Genomic DNA, 25775 nt, shown 5'->3' with positions numbered 1-25775 from the left:
TCAGGTGCGTAAAGATTGTTACTGATGGATTGAGTCTGGTCTTTACCTGGGTGCGGTTCCGATGCTGACATAATCCACCTGCCCCGTCACTGAAAAGGCTCTTTACACTAGATCACCCACATGTGATGATCACTTGGTTTTGCCACATCAGTTCGAAAGGCTCGAGTGAACCCATCACGAACAGCGTCCCGCTTATCCAGCCGGACGCGCCGTCGCGCTGCCCTGATCGCGGCCCTGACCATGCCGTTCTCCCTCATGAGCACGCCCGCGATCGCCCAGGGCGCGACGCCGCCCCTTGCCGCCACTCCTACGACTCCGCCGAGCACCCCCGCCACGCCAACCAGTACGGCGCTGGCGCAGGCCAAGAAGGACAACCGGCGCATCGAGATTGAGTCGCTGCGCTCGGAAAGCGCCACCTACTACGCCAACCCCGACGGCAAGACCTTGCGCATGGAGCTGTATCTGGAGCCCATCCGGGTCAAGAACGCCAAAGGCGACGGCTTCACCCCGATCGACACAACCCTTGTCGAGGCAGATGGAGTAATCAAGCCAAAAGCAGCCAAGGACAGCCTGATACTGTCCGCGGGCGGCAACACCGAAGTGATCAGGAGCAAGAGCGGCGACGTCGCCGCCCAGGTCGACGCCCCTCACACGTTGCCCAAGCCCAAGCTCAACGGCAGCACCGCCACCTACTCCTCCGCTTATGGCAAGGGCATCGACCTGGTCGTCACCGCCACCCCGACCGGGTTCCGCCAGCGAATCGTCATCCGGCAACGCCCCGCCGGGCCAGTGACATTCCGCGTCCCCATGAATCTGCCCAAGGGCATTTCTTTCGGCAAGAACACCAAGGGGCAGCCGACGCTGGAGAGCGACAACGGAAAGCATCATCTCGACATCCGACCCGCGGCACTGCTGGACGCGGCCGCAGCCGACACGAACGCCGACCTCGGCGCCGTCAAGGTCGGCAGGGCGCAGGTGAGCCTGGACGGCTCAGCGCTGGTGTACAGCCCTGACCCGGTCTTCCTCGCCGACCCGGCAACGACGTTCCCGGTGACCATGACCGCAGCCGACGACGACTGGTGGGACTGCACTCTTGGAGACTGTCCCGACGGAGTCGGCGAGTCGATGGACACGTATATCAATGACGTGGACCTCACCGACAGCTGGGACATGCACTATCGCGACCAGATGTGGGTCGGCAAGTCCTACTCCAGTAGTATCGCCAAACGCTGGCGCGCCTACATCCAGTTCCCGCTCCCCCGGGAAAGCGACCCGTTCTGGAACTCCACCATCCAGAACGCCGACCTGGAGCTGTGGAACTACCTGTCCAATGACTGTGGCGAGTTTGTCGGTTCCGGAATCACCGCTCGGCGGGTCACGTCCGACTGGGACCATCTGACCCTGCAGTGGAACGATCAACCGTCGGTCACCAACTTGGGCGCCGACACCGAGTACGGGGCCTACAGTACCGACTGCTCCGGTCCGATGAACTACGAGCACGATCTCATCCACTCGGTCGACACCATCGTCCAGGAATGGGCAGACGGTGAGACGAACTACGGGTTCCAACTTCGCGCCGGTGACGAATCAGAGCTGCGGAACTGGCGCCGCTACCGCACCCGCGAGCAGACCAGCGGCTACCCCGCCCACGGCCCCAGGCTCACGGTCGATTTCATGCCCGCCCAGCGTGTCCGCATGGCGTTCGGCTTCGATCACCGGCCAGCGTCGATGCCGACGTACGATGAGGCCGCCGCGGCCCAGATCGAGCCGGGTACCGAAGGACTGCCGCCAATGACCGTGGCGGAGTCCCTGGCCTACGACGGCTCCACGGGCGCTCCCTACGAGGTTCGGGTTGACAAGCTGCAGCCTCTGGACGGAAGCACCTGGACCGCGGCGGATCCGGAGGTGCATGACGACGAGCCTCCGGCCGTGACCGCCACCGAGCCTGCCGCCGGCGCCGACCATGTGCCGCTGTACCAGCAGATCCAGGTCACCTTCAGCGAACCTGTCGAAAATGCTGAGCTCGTCGTGAAGAACGCCGTCGGCGCGCAGGTTGCCGGGACCACGAGCATGGATTCGGACAAGCGAATCCTGAGCTTTGCGCCGAGCGCACCGCTGGCCGAAGGCACCACGTACACCGCCGAGGTGAGCAAGGCGCTTGACCTGTGGGAGAACGAGATGGTCGCCCACACGTGGACCTTCACCACCGTCGATTCTGGAGAGCGCGGGCGCTGGACCTTCGACGAAGGCACCGGCGAGGTCGCAGCCGACTCCTCATCTCACAAGCACGACGCGACTCTCGCCACCTCGGCGCAGTGGGTCCAGGGCAAGATCGACAGAGCCGTGTCCAACCTTCCCTCAGCGGCACGCGCCGCCGCCTCAGCGGCGGCGGTCAAGCAGGGTAAGGCGGTCGAGGTAGCCGAGGAGACGACCGCGACCAGCGTCACCTACGCTCAGCCGGACGGCAAGGCGTTCAAGACCGAGGTCACGGCCGGTCCGGTGCGGACCAGGCAGGGGTCCGGCTGGGCGCCGATCGACACGAGTCTGGTCGAGCAGGACGGCAAGCTGCGGCCCAAGAACCTCGCCGACGGCGCAGTCGTGGAGATCTCCGCTGGTGGCACGGATCCGTTCGTGAAGATGGCGGCGGACGGCAAGTCGTACGCGCTGCGCTGGCCGACGCCGTTGCCGAAGCCGACCGTCAAGGGCAGTGTGGCCACCTACATCGATGCCGGGGGTGTGGGCGCGGACCTGGTGGTGACGGCGTTGCCGGCCGGGTTCCGGCATGAGGTGGTGCTGCGGCAGCGGCCCGCCAAGCAGGTTGAGCTGCGGATCGGCGTCGAAGATGGCGGCCTGACCTTGTCGGAGGGCAAGGGCGGCCAGCTGCTGCTGAAGGGCAAGAACAACAAGCTCATCGCCGCCGGGACGCGGCCGACCGTGTCGGACAGCGGCGCCGAGGACCGGCCTGCGTCGGTCAAGCACGGCAAGACCGGCGCGGACGTGGTCACCAAGGACGGCCGTACGGAGCTGGTGGTCAAGCCGGACCAGACGTTCCTGGCGGACGCCGCCACGACCTACCCAGTCCGGGTGGCCGCCGCGGTGACGCTGCCGCTCAGCACCGACGTCGATGTCAGCACCTTGGACTCGGACGTCTCGCCCGCGTACCCGGGCAACCAGTACATGCTGGCCGGCACCATGACGGGCGGCACCAAGGCCCGCGTGCACCTGCGGTTCGACACCGCGGCTCTACAGGGCAGCACGGTGACCGACGCCACGCTGTCGATGAACACCATCGACAGCCACAACTGCGGTGCCGCACTCGCCCGGGGTATCCAGGTCGCCCGCCTGACCGGTGCGTGGGACCCGGACAACCTGTACTGGGCCAACAAGCCCGCCTTCACCACCGAGGACGCCTCCACCAACTTCAAGGGCGTCAACTCTGACTGCGCCACCTGGCCGGACAGCATGGACTGGAGCGTCACCGGCATCGTCCAGGACTGGGCCGCCGGCGCCGCCAACCACGGTCTGGTGCTCAAGTCGCCCAATGAGGCGGACGTCGACAACTACCGGGTGTTCACCTCTTCGGAGAACACCGACTTCGCCCAGCCGCCGATGCTGACCGTCACCACCAGCGGACCGGCCTCGCAACCGGCCGTCTCCGCCCCGTCCATCACCCCGGCCCAGACCGTGGACGACACCACGGTGACCAGCTCGCTCACCCCGCAACTGACCGCCACGGTCGCCGACCCCGCCGGCGGTAACCTGACCGGCCAGTTCGAGGTCGAGCACGACCCGGCCGCCACCACTCAAGGCAGCGGCCAGATCTGGGCCAGCACCTCACCCGCCACCCCCGCCGGCGGCCAGGCCACCGTCAGCGTCCCCGCCGGGAAGCTCACCGACGGATGGAAGATCCGCTGGCGCGCCCGCGCGGCCAATGCCACCGCCTCGACCACCTCGGCGTGGACGGACTGGCAGAGCGCCACCGTCGATGTGCCGAACCCGACGGTCAGTGCGTTTCAGGTCACTCCCTCCCAGGTGGTCGACGGAGTCACCGTGGCCACCAGCCTGACCCCAGGCCTGCGCGCGACGGTCACCGACCCGGCCGCGCAGGCGCTGCGCGCCGAGTTCGAGGTCGAACACGACCCGGCCGCTCCCTCCGGGCAGGGCAGCGGCCAAATCTGGACCGGCGCCGTGGACGACGTAGCCTCCGGCACCCAAGCCGCGGCCACCGTCCCCAACGGGAAGCTCACCGACGGCTGGCAGGTACGCTGGCGGATCCGCGTGGTCAACACCGCCACCACGGTCAGCTCACCATGGGCGGACTGGCAGAACCTCACCATAGACGTGCCGGACCCGGTCTCCGAACCGACCGTAGGCGCGCTGCAGATCAACCCGTCCCAGCAGGTGGACGGTACCACCGTCGTCCCAGCGCTCACCCCCAGCCTGCTGGTCCAGGTGAACGACCCGGCCGGCGGCGCACTGCGCGCCGAAGCCGAAGTGGAACACCACCCCGCCGCACCTGCTGGACAGGGCACCGGTCAGATCTGGGCCGGCAGCGCCGACAACGTCCCGGCCGGCGCCCAGGCAACCATCCCCGTCCCGGTCGACACGCTGACCGACGGGTGGAAGGCCCGCTGGCGAGCCCGCGCGGTCTCAGCCACTGCCGCCTCTGCCTGGACGGACTGGCAGTCCTTCACCGTCGGCCTGCCCAAGCCCACCGCCACGGGCCTGACCATCACCCCGTCCAAAGTGGTGGACGGAGTGACAGTGACCACCACGTCTACCCCCACGCTGAGGGCCACCGTCACCCACCCGAGTGGTCAGCCGCTACGCGCCGAAGCCGAGATCGAACACGATCCTGCCGCACCCGCCGGGCAAGGCGACGGCCAGATCTGGACCGGGGCCATGGAGAACATCGCCTCTGGCACCCAGGCCGGCCTTACCGTCCCCGACGGGAAGCTGACCGACGGCTGGAAGATCCGCTGGCGCCTCCGCGCGGTCACCGACCAGGCGCCCTCGGCCTGGTCGGACTGGCAGCAGGTCACCGTCGACGTCACACAACCAGGTGAGGAGCCCTTGGCCCAGACCGCCGGACCGGTGATTCGCACCGACCAGAGCTTCACCGCCGCCGCCTGGTTGCGATGGAGCGACAAGGACGGCGACTACACCGTCGCAGAGCAGAAGGCCACCCATCAAGCTCCCTTCCGGCTCGGCAACACCCCGGACCGCGGACTGGTGTTCACCTTCACTGACGCGGACACCGTCGACGCGACGGTCGAGGGCGTACTGTCCGACGTCGAACCTCCGGTCGGCGAGTGGTTCCACCTGGCCGGCGTGTACGACGCCACGGCCAAGACCGCCTCGCTGTACCTGAACGGAAGCCTGATCAAGTCGGAGTCGCTCACGGTGTCCCCGTGGCATGCCGACGCCCCCATGACCTTGGGCACGAGCATGCGGGGCGACCTGGATGAGACGCGGGCCTATCAGCGGACGCTGTCGGTCGGCGACATCGCAGCGCTGCACGCGAGCGGATTCGCCGTTCCGGCGGCCCCGGCGAAGACAGAAACCCTTTCGTCGGCCGCGCCAGCGGCGCAGGCGACCTCAGCTGGGGCGATTCCCGGGTTCGACTATGAGCGCCACAACTTGCAGACCTGCAACGCGAAGCTCATTCCCAGTGGCAAGTTCTATACGGCCGAAGGCTTCAGAGAACTGCGTCCCTACAGTGGCTGCTGGACCAAGTGGCTAGGGTGGGGTGAATGGGAGATCGACCGCAAGAAGAGTATCGCGGCCGGCCGTCCGATTCCGGTGCCCGATGTGGACGATGCAGTCGTTGCCGAGGTGACGATCGTCATGCATACCTACCTCGGCAACGCCGACGGTAGCGCAGTCATCGGCGACGACGACGACAAGTACGACCCGCGGCAGATCACCGTTTTCACCGAAGTCAAGGAGGTGCGAGCCTTCGACGACGGAGAGCCGACCACCGCTTTTGACAGCGATTACATGAAGCTGCAGGTCACTGCGGCGGCGGCCGAGGACAAGGACAGCGGGCCGTGCGTGAAGCTCGATGGCGACGACCGCCGCACGCAGGTCAGAAACTGGAAAAACGCAACGATGACTGAAACCTACGTCTTCGAGTCGAAGCCCAAGGCGAATGATCCCGACTCCGTCGACGTCTGCGAGATCTCTCCCATCTTGATCTACGAGGACCGCTGGGGCCCCATCGACGGTGAGATCGCGCTGTGGAACAAGCCCGAGAGGCGTCCCTACCGTTACAGTCAGGTTCCGCGGGTGCGCTGCGACGACAAGAAGATGGGTAACAAGGTCGGCCAAGCCAACGACTACCGTCACAAGAAGGCGTGCATTTTCGGCTCCGCCAACCGAATTCTCACGCTGTCGCTATCCGACAGGCAGATCACCGGGGCGGCCCACCACAACTCCACTGCGCTGCACAACCCGGAACTGACTGTGCCAAAGCTGCTCGACGGCAACGGTAATGAGCTGAGGAAGCAGATCCCGGGGAACTACGGCCCCGGCAACAGTCCTGCGGGCGACCATCTCGAACGCGGAACGGCCTCGCCGGCGGCGGAGGCTAAAGCCTGGGCAGACGCGAACCGCAATAAAATTGCCGCGCCGTGCCGCCATGAACGGACCCGCATCGAGAATGAGGGCGGCAGCGTCGCCGGTATGCAGTGCGACGAGTTTCCCTACGCGAGCAGCAAGCAAGGCGCCAAGGACGCCAACGGGCACTTCTCCATCAAATACATCCCGACGGGCGAGAACAACATGCACGGACGCTATTTGTCCGCGTTCTACTCGCGCTATCGGGTTGGCACCGACAACAAATTCTGGGTGCGGATCGTCGAGTAACACCGAGCTCAGCGCCCTGTGACGAATCGCCGGCGCGGCCCACGGCATCGATGAGCCGCGCTGGCGGCCACCCGCCCCAACAGATTGGATGTCGATGAACCTCTCCGAGGAAAGCTGGGAACTGCTGCGCGCCTACGGCATGGACGACAGTCTCGTCAGCGCGTGGTGCAAGGGACTGACCGTGGAGGAGGCGGCGACGCGGCTACGGACCGACCTGGCTTCGGCTACGCCATGCACGTGGGAGCGTATCGAGGACGGCCTTGATCCGACTTCGCCGCGGGAAGGAGTCGTGTGGATCGGCGCGCAGGCGCCGGGCTGGGTGCTGATCATCGCCTTCGAGGGAGACCACCTGGCGCTTCCCGAGCCGCAGCAGGCACTGACTGCGAACGGCGGCGAGCTGATCTATCTCGGCTGGCCCCTGTATGAGATAGAAGGCCCACAGGACCTTGAGTACGTGGTCGATGGCCGGCCGCAGACCAGCGTCTGCCTCGTCGCCCCCGACGTGCGGGCCGGCCGCGAACCGGACGCCCTCAACGCCCACATGGAGGGGCTCGCGCTGGGAGCCGGCAACAACTCGGACACCATCTCGGACGCCGCGTTCGCTCTCATCGGCAGAATAACCGGCGAGCCGTTGAGCGCGGACTGGCTGCGGGCTAAGCACACGCGATACGTCATCCCGATGGGCGCGTGGAACGCTTGACGTTCTAACAGGTCCTGACGTTCACGCGTGTGCCCTGCATCGCCACGACATGGGTGGCTGTCATCATCGGCAGGCGCACTGTCCGAGCGGTCCGGAGGACTCCGGGCCGCCTCGTCCCCGGAGGCCCACGGGAGGCCCATGGACGGTTTCGGGAGCAGCTCCCCTGCGCTCGCGGCACGCTGCTCCGGAGATGAAAAATAACTGATCAAGGGCATCAGCGCAGGACTGCCTGGAGCAGACGCTGTCCCTGAACACCTTGAATCCTCCGTCCCGCGTCTGGCTGGGCCCGTTCTCGGGGAGGCTCAGCCATTCTCGTGTACCGAGTCTGCCCCGCTCCTTATTTCACTTAGCTACGATAAGAGGGTGGCGGCTCTCAAACGCATCACCCAACCGACGCTGGATGTCCTTGAAACGCTGGTGAAAGCCTTCGACGACGACGAACCCATCCACGGATGGGTGATCATGAGAACAACCGGCAGGGCCGGTCCCACCGTGTACAAGGTCCTCGACCGACTCGAAGACGCCCGCTGGATCGAGGGCGAGTGGGAGCAACTCGCCAACGATCAGCCAGGTCCCCGGCGGCGCTTCTACAGGCTGACCGGGCAGGGCGTTGCAGCAGCCCGGGCACTCCTCCTGCAGCGGCGGCCCGCACCACGACCAGCACTGAACACCACACCCTTGCGCGAGCTAAGAGGTGACACGCCGTGAGCACGTGGGAGATCATCCTCAGCGTCGTGAGCGGCTTGATCGTCAACGAAATGAGCAGCTTATCGCCCTGGCTGGCAGGCAAGCTCGTGGTCTGGTCAGCCCGGCATCAGTACAACGACCCAGCACGGGCGGCGGCACGGGCCGAAGAACTCAGCGCACTGATCGCGAACCGTCCCGGCATGCTGGGGAAGCTGTGCACGGCCATGGGGTTCACCTGCGCCGCCATCGCCACAGAACTCCGCAGGTACGCGCACCGCGCTGTACACGGCTCCCCATCAAAGACACACGGCACCGGACTGACGTGGTGGGCGAGGCTCTACCTGGCCACCGTCGTAATGATCGCAGGGGCCGTCCTCGCAAGCATCGCACTGTCGAAAAGCGTCGTAACCCTTCCTTGGGGGCTACTCCTCCTCACCGCACTCATCTGCCTGGCCTGCGAATCGTTTCCCCCACTGGTCGCCAACAACATGGCGATGTCCACCGCATCCATGTCGGTCCTGGTCACCGCCTCCCTCGGAGGACCGCAGGCCGCCGCGCTGGTCGGCCTGTCCTGCGCCCTGGGCATACGACCCAGCCTGCCCTGGATCAAACGGCTGTACAACGGAGCCCAGGTCTCCCTCGCCGGCTATCTCGCCGGAACCGTCTACCAGGCCCTCGACGCGACCAAGGCAATGCCGCTGGTGATTCTCTACGCCATCGCCACCGTGATCTTCATCATGGTGAACACCCTCTTGGTTGCCGTCATGGTGAAGCTCGCTGCCGGACCGGGATTGACCGTCTGGTCCTGCGCACGCCACATGTCGCCCTTCATGCTGATTTATCTCGGCGGCAACGCCCTCAGCCTGGCCACGGTTTTGCTCTGGCCCCACATCGGCCCGTACTCCACCACCCTCCTCATCGCGCCATACATAGTGCGTTACGCGGCACGTCACCTCCACATGGATCGCCGCATCGGCACCCACCGCCGCGTAAAGACGCTGCCCTGACGCACGGGCAACCCCTCTCCCGTTCGACGCTGAAGAAGAGTGGACCCAACTTCGTCACACCGTGCGCATGCTCCGCGAACGCGCTCGACGCATCTGCACGAAATGGAGGCGGTACCGACTGCGGGCCGTTAACGCAGAAAGGTTGTCCACAGCGTCCGCCCCACAGCCACCCACCTCGGCGCGTTCGCGGTAGCCCACGAGATCGTTGTAATCGGACGCCATGCTCTTCCGCTCGGGTAGCAATGGTTGCCAAGGCCGGCCGTCTCCAGGGGCCACCGCGTACGGTCCTGGCTCCAGAAAACCGGGAAGCAGACCATCGCCGTACTTCTGGCCGCACGCTCACCCCTCCTCCAGGACATGGGCCGTTCATGGTGTCGAAATACGGTAGCCAGGGGTGTTAACGATGACGCGATCTGCGGGCTCAGTGATGGCCTGGAGGAGCTCCACGATGGTCGACATGCTATCCGGGACCAGGCGCGCGGCGGCGGGCTCGGAGTGCCATCCGTGGCATCGGACGCCAAACCGGCCCCGCGGCAGCGCGGCCTCCCCCATTGTCACCAGCGCTCCTGACGCATCGAAGTTGCCTCCAAGCCGACGGGATACCGAAGGTCCAAGCACCCCTGCCATGAGAGGTTCGACGGAACCGTTTTGCACTATTTGCTATTGATGTCCAAACTCCAAAGCCGGCCATCAATCTACGAATCTTTCACGCAAACCTTCATGTGATGCCGAGCATCTAAGTGCTTGACGGACTACCCCATCGGAGGTGCACCAGCATGTGGTTCTCACTCGGTATCGGCCCGGCTCGTTTTGGTATCTCCAGCAAGGGGCGGGTATCGGGGAGCGTCGGCGCCGGCCCGTTTCGCGTGGGCGGATCGGCCGGCGCATCGGTGGAGGTCCGCAATGAGGATCTAGAAGGCCTAGCACTGTTAATGGGTCGATGGGTCGACGTCGTGGTTCAGGGCTGGAGACGGCCACTATGGGGCCATCGATGGAGCGGCAGCGCCGGAATGATTATTTTCCGTGCTCTCTCCGGCATCTCATGCATCTGCTGGCGCATCATCAATACTGCGCTCTATACGGTGTCCGCACTCTCACTGATGTTCCTCATGCTCCTTCCGTCCTTGATTATGCTTGCGATCGGACTGGCGCTCCTCTACATCTTCGGCTCCGCCCTCATTCACACGATCTTCGGCTAAGCCCTTCAGCTGAAGTGGCGCCAGTGGGAAGAGTTCGATGGCAAGGGCCGACGAAATCGGTTCGCAGCCATCGCCTCAGCCTCCCAGACACCTGCGCGATGGTCGGCCGTAACCCCACCACCGGCGCTCCGGCCACCACCTCGTGGTTCACCAGGTCACCATGCAGAGGGGAAGCGCCCACAATGGTCCCACTCCTGGGATCGACGAGGCATCTTTGGGGGCTCACTGTAGGTGCGGAAACGATCACCATGGATAGATGATCGGAAGTAAAGATCGACCACATGACATTCGGGGGAATGTGATCACGCCTACCACACGGGGAACCGCGGCCCTGGCCGCCACGCGCGGATCGGTTCCAGCTGACGACCACGGCCTGAGGGTGGCCGCCGCCGCTCATCATGGCGGGGAAAACTGCTCCCACGGCGCCGGCGGCGCCGGTGGGGGTGCCGCTACGGCAGGTGCTCGGCGATGAGGTGCTGGATCTGCTGCTGGCCGGCTCGCGGGACGGCGGCGGCGCGCTGCGGCTGACCGGCGAGGGCTCGCTGCTCGGCCAGGTGGTCAAGGCGGTGCTGGAAGGCGCGCCGGAGACCGAGCTGACCACGCATCTCGGCTATAAGCGGCACGAGCAGGGAGCGGGCGCGGTGACCGGGAACGCCCGCAACGGGAAGATCGCCAAAACGGTGCATACCGGGGTGGGCCGGTACGGCTGGCGGCCAGCGAGACCGCCGCGATCAACTGGCGCCAGCACTACTCCAGCCAATTCGGCGGCGGCAACCCTTACCCCGGCTACCGTCATCCACCCGCTGCCGTGCTCGAGGGCTGGTTGTACCAGTCCAGGCTGTCGATCGTGCCGCCGAGAGGCCATTCGCCGGTGACGCGCGCGGCCCGGATGCCCGCGCCCATGGTCTCCCCGCACAGCTGTCCGTTACACACGCGGGCGATGTCGGCGCTGGTGGAGGTGGTGCCCGCGCGGAGGTACCCGGCTGCGGAGTTGTTGCAGGGGTCGTTCTTGCTGATCCAGGCGTCGTCGGGGGCGCCGCCGCCGAACCAGGTGGAGGACGCGGCGACGGTCACCGGGTAGGTCACCGCCGGATCGGCCAGGAACTTCTCGTCCGGGGTAAACACCAGCTCCGAGGTCTTTCCGGTGCTCTCGACCTGCGCCTTGCCGGGTGGGTTCGGCCCTGCTCGGGGGCGGCCTCGACCTTGGCGTCCGTCGCGGTCAGCACGATCGGCGCGGCCTTGGCCTTGCCCTTGGCGTCCTTAAGTTGCGGCAGTCCCCGCAGTGTCTTTCCTAAGGGGGTGCCCTCAGGCAGGGGGAGCGGCAGCCGTACGGTGACCGGGGCGGTCGGCCGCTGCCGGAAGAACAGCTTCCCCGGCGCGGACACCAGTTGCTTGGCGCCGCGCCCGCCGAAGGGTCCGCCGGACTTGTAGTTCCAGATCCGCAGGTCGGCGTCGTTGACGGTGGCGCCCTGCAGCACCGGGTCGCTGATGTTGAACTTGGGGCCCCTATGGGTGAGACGGGGCCATGCCGGCGATGGCAGCCCAGCGGATGACGGCCTCAGAGACCTTCAGGTCCCGTTAGTAGTCGCGGGCCAGACGGTGACAGGCGGGCAGGCAAGCCGGCGTCCACGTGGAATGGCGCAGACGATATGGACCGCGACTTGGCATAAGGCCACGCCACCGAGAGTGATGCTGTAACAGCACGCGGCCCGCCCCAGCCCCCGGTCGCGTCGGTGGAGGACTGCGCAGCACTACTCGCAACAGGCGCCCGCATCTGAAGAGCGGGAGTGTCTTACGGTCTGCCAGCTACAAATATGGCCCTGACCAGCTCGAACGCCTGTCTTGCAGCGAGCCGTAGGAGGCCTACACCGAAGAGCCCGATACTTGTCGAGCAGCACCCACATATCCCCACATAAGTAGCCAAACTGGGCTCGTAGTTGCTGGAGCTCTCCTAAAGCGGGTGCCGCAGGTTCGAATCCTGCCGGGGGCACTCATCTCGACCAGGCAATTCGGCCTCTGACCTGCGGTTTCCCAGCCGCAGGTCTTTTGCTGTCCAGACCCTTCGTAGGCCGCCGCGGGCACCCGAATGCAGCCGTAGGACAGCGTTCTGGGGACATACGGGGGATGATCTCGAGGGAGGCCGGAGATCAACACGCTCGGCTCATTCTCAGCCGGGCCGGTCAACACGACCAGAGCGCTTCGGCGTTACCGGGCAGCTTCGAGCTCTGCCCGGTCGCTCATGCACCCGCCTCCAGCAGTCCCGAGAGGAACTCTTGCGTTTCGGGATCCACCGAGTACAAGGCGGTGCCCATCATGCCGCGAGTTAGCAGCACCTTGTAGGTGTTGCGGATCAACTCGTCCGCCCGTTCGTCACTGACGCCCCTACGTGTCAGTGCTGGGTCCTTGCTGGCGCTGCCTACGGTGATCAGCCTGCCGTCGCGGTAGACGAGGTCCGGGCCGAAGAGCACGCCGTTCCAGTCGTACTCGAAGCCCTGCGCGGTGTAGACGCACCCCACCTGCTCGAAGCCGCCCGGTGCGGAAGCCCACAAGGCGCTGGCCGGTGCGTTCCCCACAGCTCTGTCGCCCTTGACGTTCCACGGTCGGGCCCAGTCGCCGATCCGGACGTCGGCGACCAGGCTGTCATCGTCGTTAGGGCTACTCCAGGGCCAGCAGAACCCCGCCGTGATCCGTGCCGAGTAGCCGGCCTCAAGCCGGGCCCGTAGCAGGGCCTCCAACTCATACGGGGACTCGGTCAGGGAGACGGCGAAGTGGTCGTCTCCCTTCCACACCTCTGGAGCCTCGCCGTCCAAGCCCAGCAGGCGTAGCACCCATTCCTCGTACTTGCGGCTCCCGCCGCAGCGGAACTGCGCGTCCAGATCGACCTGGTGCACGTCGAGGCCGAGGGAATGAGCGTGGGCGGTGATCTCGGCGACGCGCCCCATCTCGCCCGGTCGTACGACCTGATGCTCGTCCAGCAGGAAGACCGGCACTCTGGCTGCGTGGATGAGTTCGTCCACCTGTGGCCGGCCTGTTCGCTGCGCTGATCTGGTGAACCTGTTTTCCGAGGTCTCGCGAATACGGTGTGCCTCGTCGCAGATGAGGACGTCCAGATCGTTGGGCTTGGCGGCCATGAAGTTGTTGAAGTACTTGAACATGGCCTTCATCCGGGTCGACCCCTTGGCGACGACCCGCCTCATCGTCTCGGTGAAGGACCGTGAACCAGTGGCGTGCAGGACCGAGTAGCCACGGTTGGAGACCTCGCCGAGCAGGGACAGCGCGATGACGCTCTTGCCGGAGCCAGGACCGCCGGTGATGATCACGACCTGCTTTGAATTGCTCGCATGGGCCTTCTCCACTGCGTGCATGACCATCTCGAAGGCCAGGCGCTGCTCGGCCAGCAGGACGAACTGGTCGCGGTTCTTGATTTCCCCGGCAGCGGCCTTGAGCAGCTGCTTGGACGGCCGGATGGAGCTCGAGAGCAGCCGATCGGCCGCGTCGGCTCCCGGCTCGGGGGCAAACTGCGCCTTGAGGTAGTCGACGAACTGACCGCGGCGTGTCTTGCTGAAGAGCCGGGTGCGTTCGTCCTCGACGTGGTCGTAGAGATCGTGGATGTCCAGGTCGTTGGCGTTGTGCAGGTAGGCCACCCCACGTACCGCGTTCCTGTGCTGGTCCAGGGCTCCGACGAAGTCAGCCAGGTATTCGCAGTAGCCACGCACCTGCACGACCGGGTGAAGCTTGGGCCGATTGCCCATCCCCGACACCAGGACGAGCTCAGCGTCGTCCTCGTACAGCTCGGCCTGGCTCCACTGCTTGAGCTCGACGATCAGGTAGGAGTCGGCTCCCGTCCGCCGGTCGCGTCCGGCGAGAATGACGTCCGCCCGCTTGCTGGTTAACGGCAGCTGGTACTCGATGAGCATCTCGACGCCGCCCAGCCCGGCTTCGACCAGATCGCGGGCCAGGATCGGGATGCTCCGGTCCCAGGACCTGCGTTCGCTCTTGCCCGGATTGATGCCTTGGGTTGCCCGCAGGTTCTCAGCGATCACATCGCTGAGGATGCGCTCGGGCACCGACTCAGACACCAGTTGGACCAGGCTTTCCGCCGAATGCCGGAAAACGGCCACGGATGTACCCCCAGGCAGCACGAAAGACTCGTGCGGTATGGGGGCGTGTCCGCTACCGAGGCGGAAGCCCGTCGGGCCGCATCACCGATACGTCCAGAAGGTTACCTGGATCACCGTCGCTCCAGTCACCGATGACCCAACGAGAACCAGGCCTGAGCAGCCGGCGAAAGCCCTATGCGACACGAGGATTCGAATCACTTGATGTGAGATCGTGATTCGGGCGGCGCTGGGCCAGGTGTGCGGCGACCTCGAATCGTCTGTTGCCGTCGAGACGTTCATGCCTAAGGTGTCATCGTGCAGCGCCTCGTCCTCTTCGACCTAGACAGGACACTTATCGACCTCAACGACGCGTTTCTACGCTGGGTCGAGGAGTTCGCCGAGCAGCATCATTTGGACTCCGAAGACGTCGCCTGGCTCGTCGCCCTGGACCAAGGCGTGCATCCTCACCGAGAGGTCTTCTTCAGCGAGGTGCGCGAGCACTTCGCGCTGCCGGAACCGGTTGAGGAACTTTGGGCCAGCTACCGCCGGCGGGTGCCCCACCTCGTACGGTGCTACCCAGGCGTCTTGGCAGGCATAGCCGACTTGCGAAGCGCCGGCTGGCTGGTGGGGATCGTCACCAACGGCATGGCGGACAACCAACTCGGCAAGCTCCGCCGAACCGGCCTCGCCGATGCGGTCGACGGCTACGCCGTTTCCGGAGTCGAGGGCATCCGGAAGCCGGAGAGTGGTCTGTTCGAGATCGCCGCTCAGCGGTGCGGGGCCAGCCTTGCCGAGGGCGGATGGATGGTCGGCGACAGTCTCATTGCTGACGTCGAAGGAGGGCAGGCCGCCGGGCTTCGCACGATCTGGATTGACCGGGGAACGTGGCCAGGGCACAGACACCGCGCCGACCACGTAATTGCCGATATCGGAGAAGCATTCGTCATCATGCGGGACACGCGCTGACGACGGTCTACGTTCGGGGGACACGGCTGAAAGTGTTGTGCGTAGCAGGCATACATGGTGTACGCGGCTGTTGAGGTTAGGTAGTGTCCGGGGCGTGCGCCTAGTTACCCGCCAACTGCCTGTGGTTGTCTCGGTGCTCGTCTCTCTCGCCGCTATGACAGGCTGTTCAGCGGACTCCGACAGACCCTCCTTGGATGAGGCGTCGAAGCAGCTCATCGCGGACGGCGATAAACTCCTGGCCTCTCAGGACCTGGCTGCCACGGGCTCAGCCAGCGCGACCGAACGAGCCGATCGGGATAGCGAAATAGGGTGCCTGAAAGGACAGGTGCAGCGTCTATACCGTGCTCAGGGCGACTTCAAAGGCTCGCCATCCCAGCACTCGCCGAGTAATTCGGCAGGTCTGATGGCGAGTGGCTTAGGGCTGCAGGGCTACGACACGATCGTGGACACCTCGGACCTTGCCGACGAGAATTTAGGCACAGCCGTGCTGCGGCATCCAACGTCCGGGATCACCTTCTTGATAACTGTGCGCAACGGACAGAAGCCCAACATCATGATCGTCGGCAAGACCAGCTGTTACGAACGAAGCTGATGACCACGTGATCAGCTCGGCATCTGAGCTGCCTCGGTACGCACGAGCTGGGCCTGCTTGCGGAGACGATCCGCCGTGGCAAGGCAGCTTTCCCGGAGTGCGCCGATCTCGCGTCGTAGCTGCCCGGCTTGATGGGTGAAGCGTCCTGCAGCCGGCCCTTTCCAGAACGCATCGACTTCCTGAGGCCGTGCCAGCGTCCCGGCGAAGACCTTGTCCAGCTCTTCGGCGTATCGAGCAAGGGTTGTGGCGAGCAATTCCTTTTCTGCGGCCTGCCTCAGTAGTTGGCTCTGGCTGGGGATGGTCATGTTCAACCTCCCCGCTGTTCCAGCGCTTTGACCAGGGCGTCATAAACCCGCCCACGGAACGCCATACGGACCTCATTTTGCTGAGCTTCCGTCAACGGCTTCTGACCATGCTCGTTCAGGGACGAGTTCACCCACTCAGCCTGCCGGTCCACGATGCGCTTCGCTACGTCCTCTGCTGTCGCCGGGGTCTTCTTGTCGAAGTAATCGGTGATCGCCCCCTTGAGACCGTCCTTGGCCTCGTCCATCCCGGCGTCTCGGGCAGTGGCCAGGTTGACGTCCTGGATAGGCCAATACTTGTTGGAGAGCCACGCGACGGGCAGCAGCGCGACGGTTGCGAGCCAGTCGGCATATTCGTCGTCGGTCCACTCGGCATAGGTCGAGCCGGCCAGCATCAGGTTCGCCGCTCCTCCAGCGAGTGCCGCGCGGTAGGTGTACTGATCCTGAATCGCCTCGTCCCCGAAGGGCCGGAACCGGCCGATGTCAAGGCTCAAGGTGTAGTCCTGCGACGCCTTCATCAGAATCTTCGCCGCGTCCTTGTCCTGCATCAGACCGCCCATGAACCGGGAAGCGTCGTCGGGGGCGAGGGTGTCCCACGGAGACGCGGGAAAGGCCGCCTCCAATTCGGGGGAGTCTCGCTTGGATTGGCCGCGGGCGAGCTGGTCGAGGTAGGGCGCCACGTTCTTGGCCAGAGTCTCGCTGATCGGAGAGTCATCGATCACACCCCACGAGCCGCCGACCCACGGGCTGTTCTCGGCGCCCATCCCCCGGATGATGTTGAACCACGCCCGATCGCGGACGTCGGCGGTTCCAGCGTTGGGATTCAATGCCTTGTCCAGCGCGCCCGCGAGCTTCGCTTCGGCGACGCCGCTCAGCCGGGCACGCTGGGGATGCAGGAGCCAGCCTGCGGCGTCCTTATTGTCGGCCAGCCACGTCTGCAACGCCTGCGGGTTGGCGTCGTATGCCTCCACCAGGGCATGCAGATTCCAGTTCGGGCTCGTCGGGAAGTCGGCCGCCAACGGACGGCCCAGCACCCGCGACGCCACCTGGTTGAGGAGTCTGTCCGACGGCTTGGACATCGCGATCAGTGCAGTCAGCACACCCGGTTGAGTGGACTCCAGGAACTTGCCGCGCCACTCCTCCCCCAGCCGCCCGGCGCGTTCAGCATTGGCGTACGCCTCGGCCAGCGGCCCCAGGGTCTCCCGTCCTTGCTGGAGCAGGCCGGGCGGAATACCTCTGTCCATGGCTGGGCCTTTGTCCTTCATCCAGTGCATGAAGAGCGCGCGGAACTTGTCCGGCCCTAGGGCGGCCAACAGAGCGGCGGCGTACGCGGGATCCTTTAGCTTCTCCTTCGTCGCCGCCGTAGCCGCGGTGACCTTCCGCCAGGTCTCCACCGAGTTCTCGATCTCATGCCGCTTGAGCGCCTCTGTAATGGGTCTCGCGTCGGTTTTTCCCTGGCGCGCGGCCTCGGCTTCGCTGTCGAAGGGCAAGAACACGGTCAGCAGGCCGTTCCCGGAAGTCGGAACCATCTGCTTGAGCGTGTCCATCCGCCATTTGAGATCACGCTGGGTGTCGTCGAAGAAGGACCAGGACCGGTGCATGGCCGTTACTCCTGGATGGCCGGTCCATGACGCGCCCGCCTCGGCGATCGCCGCCTCCAGCCCGTGCCGAGTGCGCCCCAGGACGTCCTTGCCGCCCTCCATCTCGCGTATGAGCTGTTCCGCCCGGCTGGGGTCGATCCCGACGAACTCCCCCATGTACCCTCCCCGAGGGTGTGACTATCAGGGAGGAGTCAAGCACAACGGCTAATCCCGGTAAATGCCTCATACATCGCTATAAGCAACCGGAATTACACGCGTTGTTGGAGAGAAGGCCAGATTTCAGGGCGGACCTCGCAGTAAGGCCGGGTGCGCTTCCCCTTGATGTTGGCCTTCAGCTGAGAATGGAGCGGCAGGCCCAGTTGTGGATTCGAAGCTCGGAACGAGACGGCGGGAACCGCTCGTCACACTGCGCGGCGATCCACGGTTCCGCCGGCCTTCTGTCTCTGACTCGTCGTTCGGTGTTCCTGCTCTTCCTCGAGCGGTCCGTGGGAATCACGGTCTTCATGGGCGGAGTCACCTGCTCATGTCGATGACGCGGGTGTGGCACCACCGGAAGCGCTGCTCGACGACGCGGCTTTGTCGACGTCGCCTTGCTCTTCAACACGTGGGGCCTTGACCGAGGTGTCATCGAGGGCAGCGCTCGTGGCGATGGTGAAGGCGTGGACGCGATCGAGCGCCCGGCGACGCTCGGGACGGGTGTCGGCGTCGAAGCGGCGATCGATCGTGACGCGGCGCTGTCGTCTCCCCAAGGACTCGTCCAGATGCTGACGGCCACGCAGCTCAGGAGAGCGGCGACAAGCGCCTGCTGAGTCAGTCGACGCCGGTCGCGCAACGCCCATCGCCTCGGTGGGGTGGGGGTCGAGTATCTCCGCCAGCCGAAGGAGTCAGAGTCGAGGCCGGGCCAGCGCCGGTCCCGGAGCGGCAGGCCGTACGGCGGTCGTCGCCGCGAGCGGAGTTCTTCGGCCGGGGGGGTGCAGTGGTTCGGGTCTTCGTGCATGATCCTCCCTAATGGCCGCCCGTGCCTGTCAGGGTGCCGCAGGGCAACGGCATCCAGCGGGAATGACTTGGCAAAGACAGCGGTGCAACACGAACCGGCCCCGCAACGAGCGAGGCCGGCAGCGGATGGAGTCCGGGCTATATGTCCAGGGCGGCGTTGATCTTGCCGTTGATCTGTTCCTGCTGGCCGTCCATGCACTTGGCATAGACGCGCAGCAGGACGTCAACGCTGTGTCCGGCCCTCTTGGCGACTTCAGGAGCCGGAACACCGACGTTCAGCCAGAGCGACACCGCCGCGTGACGGAGGTCGTACGGCCGGGCGGCCAGCGACGAGGCGACCTGTGCAGGGGTGAACGCGAGCTTGCGGGCTTCCTGCCAGACGTACGAGTGCGCCGAACTGGAGTACGTGCCGCCGGTCCCGGTGCTGAAGATCCTCCCGTCCTTGGCGGTGCCGAACTTGGCGACGTGCTCACGGAGCATGGCCACCAGGACGGGCGGGATCGGGATCTCGCGGGTCTCCTTGTCCGCGCGATGCTTCAGACTGCGCGACTCGTGAGTCTGGCCGGAGTCGGTCCAGCGCTTCGTGGCCTGCGGTCGCGCCGTCTCCAGGACGATCAGGCCCCATCCCGTCTCGGGCAGCGTGCAGTTCGTCAGCCGCAGGTCCGCCGCCTCCTCGGGCCGCAGCGCCGCGTAGTAGATGCAGGCGAACAGCGCCTTGAGGCGAGGACCGCGCTTGCGCCCCACTTTGGGCAGGGCGTCGAGCAGTCGCCGGGCTTGGGCCGGGTTGACCACGGTGCGCGGGTCGACGACCGTGACGGCCTTCGGCACCGTCCATTTGATCTCGTCCAGTGGGTTGGTGCCGAACACCTTCTGCTCGACTGCGTGTTCCAGCAGGTGGTGTAGGACAGCGCGCTTGCGCCGTACCGTGTTCGCTCCGGCCGGAGCACCGGCGAAGGTGACCGAGATGGCGGCAAGCGCCGTACGAAGGACGTGCGGCTCCTTCAGTTCGGACAGCGGGAGCGACGCCCTTTCCAGCCAGCCCAATGCCGCGGTCTGGGCGTCGGTCAGGGCAGGGCGTCTCTTCTCTGGGATGAGCGCGTACGTCCGGAGGACTTCCCTCAGCTCCTCGTCCTTGGGCCGGCGCGGCGCGTCGGCCACCAGAGCAGGGACCAGTGTCAGGAGCGCATAGGCGTCCGTCTCCCGAGTGCGGGCCGCCAAGGTGCCCCAGCGGTCGAGCACGTACGTCTGGGCGAACTCCAGGAACGACGGCCCGGAGGATTTGGCGGCGAGCATCGACACCGGCAGGCCGGTGGCGATGTCGAACTCCTCCCCCATCTTGGCGGCCTGGCGCAAGTCGGACATGAAGGCGTTGGCGAGGCCCTTGGTCCGGAAGCTCTTGGACTTGGGCTTGCCCGCGACCCGCCAGCGGGCGATGAACGTAGGAGTCTCGCGGTCCGTACGGTGCTGGATCACGCCGAGCTTCACGTCGTAGGTGGTGTTCACGCGGCCTCCCGTCGCGAGTCGAGCCAGGCGTTGAGGTCGCTCCGCCAGACGCGGAGTTCGAGGTTGGGCAGTTGGATGCAGACCGGCGCGCGACCGAGCTCGCGCCAGCGGTAGAAGGTGCGCCGGGAGACGCCGCCCAACTCGGCGAGCACCTGCGGGATGGTCAGCAGTTCGTCGCGCCTACTCATCGGCGGTTACCGCCCGTGTCGCGAGCGGCGTGCCGGTGAGCGCAGCGGCGAGGAGTTGGTCTCCGAGGGAGAGGCCTTGTCCGGCGTACTCCCAGTGAGCGACGACGAGAATGGTGTCCTCGTCGAAGAGAGGCAGCCGTCCGAGGCTGATCGCCTCAGCGCGCATGTGTTCTTCGCGGGCGGCGCGGAGTTCGCCGAGGGTGGTCGAGTAGCGGCGGCTCTTGGTGGAGAAGTGGCCGCGGAAGCCGAGCATGTGAGCCCAGTGGATGAGCCTCAGGTCAGCCAGTCCGGGCTCACTGCCCAGGCGCATGCAGGCGGCGATCAGCCGGCGGGCGTGGTCCTGGACGGGCAGTGCTTCTAGGTTGTCCAGTGGCTGGATGCGGCGGTCGAGGGTGCCGACGCATTCGGCGGCCTTGGTGGCGTACTTGGCGATGTAGGCGGCGACGGCTTGTTCGGTGAGGTCGCCGTCCATGGTGATGGGGCGGACGTCGAGCTGGGCGCCCCAGTGGAAGGACCGATTGAGAGGCTTGACCTCGGCGGTGACCACGGCTGCGGCGTGATCGACGGCTTGGGACAAATCGTCGGCTGTCGCCCAGGCCGGCGGTGGCGAGTCGGGACCGTCGGGTCCGTCGAGGCGGATGACGGCGTGGAAGTGGACGACGCCACGCCGCTGGTATTCGGCGACCTTGGCGAAGGCGATGCTGACGTGTTCGCGCAGGGCCTTGACGGTCAGGCCGTTGAGGCGGGCGAAGCGGCGGCGCAGGGCGAGGGTGAAGCGGCGCCAGAGTTCGGGGCTGATGGCGTTGAACAGGACCGAGCCGTCGTAGTCATAGCAGTCAGGGCACAGCGGTTCGCCGAGGCGCGGGTCGTCAGCACTGTGGCGGTTGGTGCAGGACATGACCTGGCCGTGCGGGCAGGTCTCGGCGTCGCGACGGGCGTGGCAGGGCAGGACCTTGCCGTTCTTCTCCCGCCGCGCGTGGACGGCCCCGAAGGACGGCGCGGTCAGGGTCACGAACAGGCATGGGTGCGCCGAGACCGTTTCCGGGACGCCCTTGCCGCCGACGAGGCCAGCGCGGATCAGTTGGTACGTGTCGGCGCGGTAGACCTCGGCGCAGGCCGGGCAGCGGGAGGCGCGGCGGGTCTTGCACGGGACGCGCAGAACGCCGTCCGGCTCCTGATTGGTGCTGTAGCGGTGCAGGAGGTCGCCGGTGGCCTGGTCGTAGTGTTCGACCTTGCCGCGCAGGTGGATGGGCTGACGGCAACCGCCGGTGCGCTTGATCTGGCAGGCCCAGCGGTCGTAGTTCGGGTCATGGAGCCGGGCGATCATCCCGGCTACCGCGTGAGAATGGGCAAGGCGGGGCAAGATGGGTTCCGTCCTATCCAGTGACGCTGGTGTGGATGGCCCCCGGCCTGGCGCGGATCTTGGCGGATGTGTGGCCAGGCGGGGGGCGCTACGGCTATGCGCCGTGGTTGTCGATGCCGGTGCCGTGGCAGTCGGCGCAGGTCTGGTCGTCGTTGAGGCCGGTGCCGCTACAGGTGCAGCAGCTGTAGTGATGGACGATCATGGTGTTCACCGGTTGTCGCGCGGGACGACGCGGACGTAGACGCGGTACTTGCGCGGGTGGGCGCGGTTCGGGAACGCCCGCGACATCGCGGTGACGGTGAAGACCTCACGCAGGTGGATCAGGCCGAGGGTGATCTCGGCGCGGTTGCCTTCGAGACGGATACGCATGTAGTGGCTCCTAGTTGGCGTCGGGCTGGATGCAGTCGCGGTAGCTGTTGACGGCCTCGTGGCGGGCGCGGGCCGCGGCGAGAATCGCCACGGCGCGGTACTCGACGGGCCCGAAGTGCACGGAGGTCGCGTAGTGGCCGTTCGGGGAGTCGTCGAAGTCGATCGAGGAGCCGACCCGGGCGGCAATCTGGTCAATTTCGGCGCGTAGGTCATCGTCGGTCTCGCTGCTGGCGAAGTGGTAGAGGGTGACGTTGAACGAGGCCGGCAGGTCGGGGTGCTTCTCCAGGAAGACGGCCAGATTGAGCAGGCCGTTGATGAGTTCTCGGCGGCGGTCGCGCATGGTGATGCTCCTTGTCATGAGGCCCGCAAGGTGCGGAGCAGGTCGGCGGCGAGTTGGTCGGACACGCCCAGGCGGGCGCGCAGTAGGTCGCGGGTGATGGGCTTGTCGTGCTTGGTCTGGTGTTCGGCGGCCACGCGGCGGGCGTAGTCGACGAGCGCAGGGGCGGGAGCGGGCCCCTCGTTCCGACCGTCCTCGTCGGCGGGGACGAGGGCGGGGCGGTCCTCGTACGGGACGGCTGCGGGTTGCTCCGGGACGTCCTGGGACGCGGTGGCCCAGGACGGGGACGGCTGTAGGACGTCCGGGGACGGGTCAGTACGGGTCGTGGCAGCGCGCCGTTCGAGCATGGAGACCGCGACGAGGAAGGCGCCGGCCGGAGTCCCGGCGGTGATCCAGCCCCATAGGGTCGGCGTGGCCTGGGCGAGGTTGGCGGCCAGGGACAGGACGACGCCTCCGGTCAGGACGAGGACGGGCCAGGAGATCGGGCCGCGCCGGGTTCGGCTGGTCTTGCGGTCGCGCTGGCGTTCGCGGGCCGCCATGACGCATGTCAGGTCGATGCAGATGGCTATGGCCCAGGCCATCCAGCCGGCCTGGCCGTTCTCGGTGGCGGTGTCGCGGATGTGGGTGAAGGAGCCGGCCCCGGCGATGAGGGCCAGGACGACGACGGGACCGGTGTCGAGCAGCCAGGCGGCGAAGCGGCGCATCTCGTTCCTCCTCTCGATCGCTCAGGCGGACTGCGAGTCGGGCAGGTGATGGGTCTGGGCGGCCATGACGTCGGCCCAGGTGGGTGCTCGGTCGGCGTAGGTGTGGGCGGCGTGTTCCGCGGCTTGTTCGCTGACGTAGAAGGAGCGGGCGCGGTACCACTGGCCGTCCTGGTTGGCGACGATGGCGACGCCGGGTGTCTGCGCCGGGATGGCGCGGGCCGAGTCGAGCGCGGCGGGGTCGAGGTCGCCGAGGGTCATAGTGGCTGTCTCGGGATCGTTGACCCGGTGGCAGATCCGGCCCGAGCACTGGGCGCGAAGCGCCGTGACGCCGGGGCCGAGGTCCGAGCCGATCCGCTGTCCGCAGCAGAACAGGTAGATGCCGAACGCCCGCCCGAGCTGCGCGATCCGCAGTAGCGCGGTCGAGGTCTTGGCGATCTCGTCCTTCTCTGACTTGTCGGCCATCAGGTACAGCTCGGCCAGCTCGTCCACCAGGACCACGATGGGCACCGGCCGCATGTTCGGCGGGAGTTGCCAGATGTTGCGGGCGCCGGCCATCCGGCACACGCCCATCCGGTCGGTCATGAGCGCCACCAGGTCATCCAGCAGGCCGCCACACTCGGCGCGAGTGGTGGCCAGCGCGGACAGCCGCGGCCCGTACGGAGTAAACTCCACCCCGCCCTTGAGGTCGAAGCCGACCAGGGCGACCGGTTGCGGCGCCAGGCCGACGATGAGCGCGTTCGCCAGGTTGGACTTGCCGGACTGTGTGGCCCCCGCGTTGATCCAGTGCGGCACGGTCCGGAAGTCGATCATCCACGGCGTACCGGTCTCCAACCGTCCTACCGTGACCTTGAGCAGTTCGGTCGAGGGCGGCAGGTCATCGACCCGGACGAGCGGATCGCGGATCGTCGCGGCGAGGCGTACGCGGCCGGGCTTGTCGGAGGAGACGCGCACGGCGTGGACGCCCCAGGAGTGCGCCAGACGTTCGGCGACGGCGGCGTAGTCGGCCGGGATCTGTCCTTCCAGGGTGTGCAGGGTGACCCGCCAGCCGTTCATCGTCGGCAGCGGCAGCCACATGAACGGCTTGGTGTCGACGGCGACGCGCTGGAACTTGCGCTTGACGCGGACGACGCCGGTCGAGGCGACCAGGCCGGGAACGGTGGTGAACCAGAAGCGCTGCCGCTTCTTGGTCAGCCCGCAGCCGAGGGCGATCTTGCGCCAGGACGTCCACACGCTGATGGCGGTGATCGGGAAGCCGATCAGAAGCCAGAAGGAGCGGTAGTGCCAGCGGCGCCAGGCCCACAGCCCGGCCGCCGAGGCGGCCAGGACTGCGAGCAGCGGGTAGAACTGGTCAGACACCGGCGGCCTCCTGCTGCGGTAGCAGGGCGGTGGCCCGGTAGGAGATGCCCCACCGGCCGGCCATCTCCCAGACGTAGCCGAGAAGGCCGACCGCGTGGACGGCGTCGCCGGCCTTGATGGGCGGCTCTCCGGTGATGCCGATCTTGACGAGCTCGATCCGGCCGAACTCGTCCTCCACGGAGACGGTGACCTCGTAGACGGTGTTGCCGTGCTTGTCGGTCTTGATCTCGCCGGTGTCCTTGTTGAGCACGCGAGGCCGAGGGGCCTTGACGCAGGTGATGGCGAGCTTGCTGGTGTCGACAGGGATGGGAAGGGTGCGCATGGTGCGTGTTCCTTTGGTAGTCGCGAAGTGACTCTTCGTATTCATAGAACACTTGGCATTCTAAGTTGTCAAGGGATTCCACGAGGACTTGGTTGGCATGTCGTGCGGGGTGTGCTGAAGTAGAGGTCAGACTGACCTCGCGAAAGGCATGGGATGGTCGAGAAGACCGGTCGCCCCGGCTACCTCCAGATCGCCGACGACCTCCGTACGCAGATCAGGACGGGCTCGCTCGCGCCCGGTACCGCGCTGCCGTCGACCGCCCAGCTAGGCCAGCGCTACGACGTGTCCGCCAGCGTGGTCAAAGCGGCCATCAGCGTGCTTCGCACCGAAGGCCTGATCGTCGGCCAGCAGGGCAAGGGCGTGTTCGTACGCGAGGGTGTGACGGCATCGCCCGAAGAGCCGGCCTCGTCGGAGATCATGGATCAGCTCGCTCAGATGCGGAGCACCCTGGCGGCTCTCGGCGACAGGATCGTGGAGTTGGAGAAGGCTGTGTTCCGAGGGCCGAAGTGATCTCGCCGACCCGGCACGCCAACTCCTCCATTTCTTCCCTTATCGCCTGAAGTTCGGCCAGAATCCGTTCGTTTGTGGTCACTGCGGCACCCCTTTCTGGTCGGTC

Annotated in this window: 22 protein-coding genes and 1 pseudogene; 10 read left to right on the top strand and 13 right to left on the bottom strand. The window is 66.2% G+C overall.

The genetic code is table 11. The features are described 5' to 3' along the window. Window positions 1–255 precede the first annotated feature (255 nt). From AC27IY_RS21705 to AC27IY_RS21680, 6 genes and pseudogenes are all read left to right on the top strand, one after another. The gene (locus AC27IY_RS21705) at window positions 256–6867 is read left to right on the top strand and encodes a DNRLRE domain-containing protein (RefSeq protein ID WP_487179013.1); all 6612 of its coding nucleotides are present in this window, start codon (window positions 256–258) and stop codon (window positions 6865–6867) included. A 94-nt stretch (window positions 6868–6961) separates the two neighbouring features. Further along, on the top strand, window positions 6962–7567 hold the full coding sequence (locus AC27IY_RS21700; protein ID WP_487179012.1) for a DUF6461 domain-containing protein: 606 nt from the start codon (window positions 6962–6964) through the stop codon (window positions 7565–7567). Between the two features lie 363 nt (window positions 7568–7930). Beyond that, window positions 7931–8275 carry a PadR family transcriptional regulator gene (locus AC27IY_RS21695; RefSeq protein WP_487179011.1) on the top strand — a complete coding sequence of 115 codons (345 nt, stop codon included), beginning with the start codon at window positions 7931–7933 and terminating at the stop codon, window positions 8273–8275. Further along, window positions 8272–9261: a hypothetical protein gene (locus AC27IY_RS21690; protein ID WP_487179010.1), complete on the top strand. Its 990-nt coding sequence runs from the start codon at window positions 8272–8274 to the stop codon at window positions 9259–9261. Before AC27IY_RS21695 ends, AC27IY_RS21690 begins: the two co-directional genes overlap by 4 nt. A gap of 776 nt (window positions 9262–10037) precedes the next feature. Further along, window positions 10038–10460 carry a hypothetical protein gene (locus tag AC27IY_RS21685; RefSeq protein ID WP_487179009.1) on the top strand — a complete coding sequence of 141 codons (423 nt, stop codon included), beginning with the start codon at window positions 10038–10040 and terminating at the stop codon, window positions 10458–10460. A 379-nt stretch (window positions 10461–10839) separates the two neighbouring features. After that, a pseudogene (locus AC27IY_RS21680) lies at window positions 10840–11158 on the top strand (transposase); the annotation flags it as partial. A gap of 94 nt (window positions 11159–11252) precedes the next feature. On the opposite strand, the gene AC27IY_RS21675 reads toward AC27IY_RS21680, so the two are convergent. From AC27IY_RS21675 to AC27IY_RS21665, 3 genes are all read right to left on the bottom strand, one after another. After that, entirely contained in the window at window positions 11253–11546 is a 294-nt protein-coding gene (locus tag AC27IY_RS21675) for a hypothetical protein (protein WP_487179121.1), read from the bottom strand. Further along, window positions 11543–11938: a hypothetical protein gene (locus AC27IY_RS21670; protein WP_487179008.1), complete on the bottom strand. Its 396-nt coding sequence runs from the start codon at window positions 11936–11938 to the stop codon at window positions 11543–11545. The genes AC27IY_RS21675 and AC27IY_RS21670 overlap by 4 nt, the downstream gene beginning before the upstream one ends. Before the next feature lie 759 nt (window positions 11939–12697). Next, window positions 12698–14581, bottom strand: coding sequence for a DNA/RNA helicase domain-containing protein (locus tag AC27IY_RS21665; RefSeq protein ID WP_487179007.1), 1884 nt, complete (start codon window positions 14579–14581; stop codon window positions 12698–12700). Between the two features lie 294 nt (window positions 14582–14875). Between AC27IY_RS21665 and AC27IY_RS21660 the strand changes: the two genes are divergently transcribed. Both AC27IY_RS21660 and AC27IY_RS21655 read left to right on the top strand, forming a co-directional pair. Continuing rightward, window positions 14876–15526 carry an HAD family hydrolase gene (locus AC27IY_RS21660; RefSeq protein ID WP_487179006.1) on the top strand — a complete coding sequence of 217 codons (651 nt, stop codon included), beginning with the start codon at window positions 14876–14878 and terminating at the stop codon, window positions 15524–15526. A 190-nt stretch (window positions 15527–15716) separates the two neighbouring features. Beyond that, entirely contained in the window at window positions 15717–16118 is a 402-nt protein-coding gene (locus AC27IY_RS21655; protein WP_487179005.1) for a hypothetical protein, read from the top strand. Between the two features lie 11 nt (window positions 16119–16129). Here the strand turns inward: AC27IY_RS21655 and AC27IY_RS21650 are convergent, their stop codons facing one another. Both AC27IY_RS21650 and AC27IY_RS21645 read right to left on the bottom strand, forming a co-directional pair. After that, complete coding sequence (locus AC27IY_RS21650) at window positions 16130–16423, bottom strand: hypothetical protein (protein ID WP_487179004.1); 294 nt, start codon at window positions 16421–16423, stop codon at window positions 16130–16132. Window positions 16424–16425: 2 nt separating this feature from the next. Beyond that, window positions 16426–18177: a hypothetical protein gene (locus tag AC27IY_RS21645; protein ID WP_487179003.1), complete on the bottom strand. Its 1752-nt coding sequence runs from the start codon at window positions 18175–18177 to the stop codon at window positions 16426–16428. A gap of 503 nt (window positions 18178–18680) precedes the next feature. On the opposite strand from AC27IY_RS21645, the gene AC27IY_RS21640 reads away from it, so the two are divergent. Continuing rightward, window positions 18681–18830, top strand: a complete 150-nt coding sequence (locus AC27IY_RS21640; protein ID WP_487179002.1) for a hypothetical protein — start codon at window positions 18681–18683, stop codon at window positions 18828–18830. A 325-nt stretch (window positions 18831–19155) separates the two neighbouring features. On the opposite strand, the gene AC27IY_RS21635 is transcribed toward AC27IY_RS21640, so the two are convergent. The 8 genes from AC27IY_RS21635 to AC27IY_RS21600 all read right to left on the bottom strand — a co-directional run bounded on the left by AC27IY_RS21635 (window position 19156) and on the right by AC27IY_RS21600 (window position 25159). Next, window positions 19156–20520, bottom strand: coding sequence for a tyrosine-type recombinase/integrase (locus AC27IY_RS21635; RefSeq protein ID WP_487179001.1), 1365 nt, complete (start codon window positions 20518–20520; stop codon window positions 19156–19158). After that, window positions 20517–20708, bottom strand: a complete 192-nt coding sequence (locus AC27IY_RS21630; RefSeq protein WP_106253235.1) for a helix-turn-helix transcriptional regulator — start codon at window positions 20706–20708, stop codon at window positions 20517–20519. The genes AC27IY_RS21635 and AC27IY_RS21630 overlap by 4 nt, the downstream gene beginning before the upstream one ends. Then, the gene (locus tag AC27IY_RS21625) at window positions 20701–22035 is read right to left on the bottom strand and encodes a replication initiator (RefSeq protein ID WP_487179000.1); all 1335 of its coding nucleotides are present in this window, start codon (window positions 22033–22035) and stop codon (window positions 20701–20703) included. The genes AC27IY_RS21630 and AC27IY_RS21625 overlap by 8 nt, the downstream gene beginning before the upstream one ends. A 243-nt stretch (window positions 22036–22278) precedes the next feature. Beyond that, window positions 22279–22440 carry a hypothetical protein gene (locus AC27IY_RS21620; protein ID WP_350776349.1) on the bottom strand — a complete coding sequence of 54 codons (162 nt, stop codon included), beginning with the start codon at window positions 22438–22440 and terminating at the stop codon, window positions 22279–22281. A gap of 10 nt (window positions 22441–22450) precedes the next feature. Continuing rightward, entirely contained in the window at window positions 22451–22780 is a 330-nt protein-coding gene (locus tag AC27IY_RS21615; protein ID WP_487178999.1) for a hypothetical protein, read from the bottom strand. Between the two features lie 14 nt (window positions 22781–22794). Beyond that, window positions 22795–23481 carry a DUF2637 domain-containing protein gene (locus tag AC27IY_RS21610; protein WP_449950837.1) on the bottom strand — a complete coding sequence of 229 codons (687 nt, stop codon included), beginning with the start codon at window positions 23479–23481 and terminating at the stop codon, window positions 22795–22797. 21 nt (window positions 23482–23502) lie between these two features. Beyond that, a complete protein-coding gene (locus AC27IY_RS21605) occupies window positions 23503–24837 on the bottom strand; it encodes an FtsK/SpoIIIE domain-containing protein (RefSeq protein WP_487178998.1) in 1335 nt (444 codons plus the stop codon). Then, on the bottom strand, window positions 24830–25159 hold the full coding sequence (locus AC27IY_RS21600; protein WP_487178997.1) for an SCO3933 family regulatory protein: 330 nt from the start codon (window positions 25157–25159) through the stop codon (window positions 24830–24832). Before AC27IY_RS21600 ends, AC27IY_RS21605 begins: the two co-directional genes overlap by 8 nt. A gap of 153 nt (window positions 25160–25312) precedes the next feature. Here AC27IY_RS21600 and AC27IY_RS21595 point away from each other — a divergent pair, with 153 nt between their 5' ends. Beyond that, on the top strand, window positions 25313–25669 hold the full coding sequence (locus AC27IY_RS21595) for a winged helix-turn-helix domain-containing protein (protein ID WP_363949036.1): 357 nt from the start codon (window positions 25313–25315) through the stop codon (window positions 25667–25669). Window positions 25670–25775: the final 106 nt, after the last annotated feature.

The sequence above is a fragment of the Nonomuraea sp. B208 genome (genome assembly GCF_057536035.1).
This window is presented reverse-complemented; position numbering and strand designations above follow the sequence as displayed.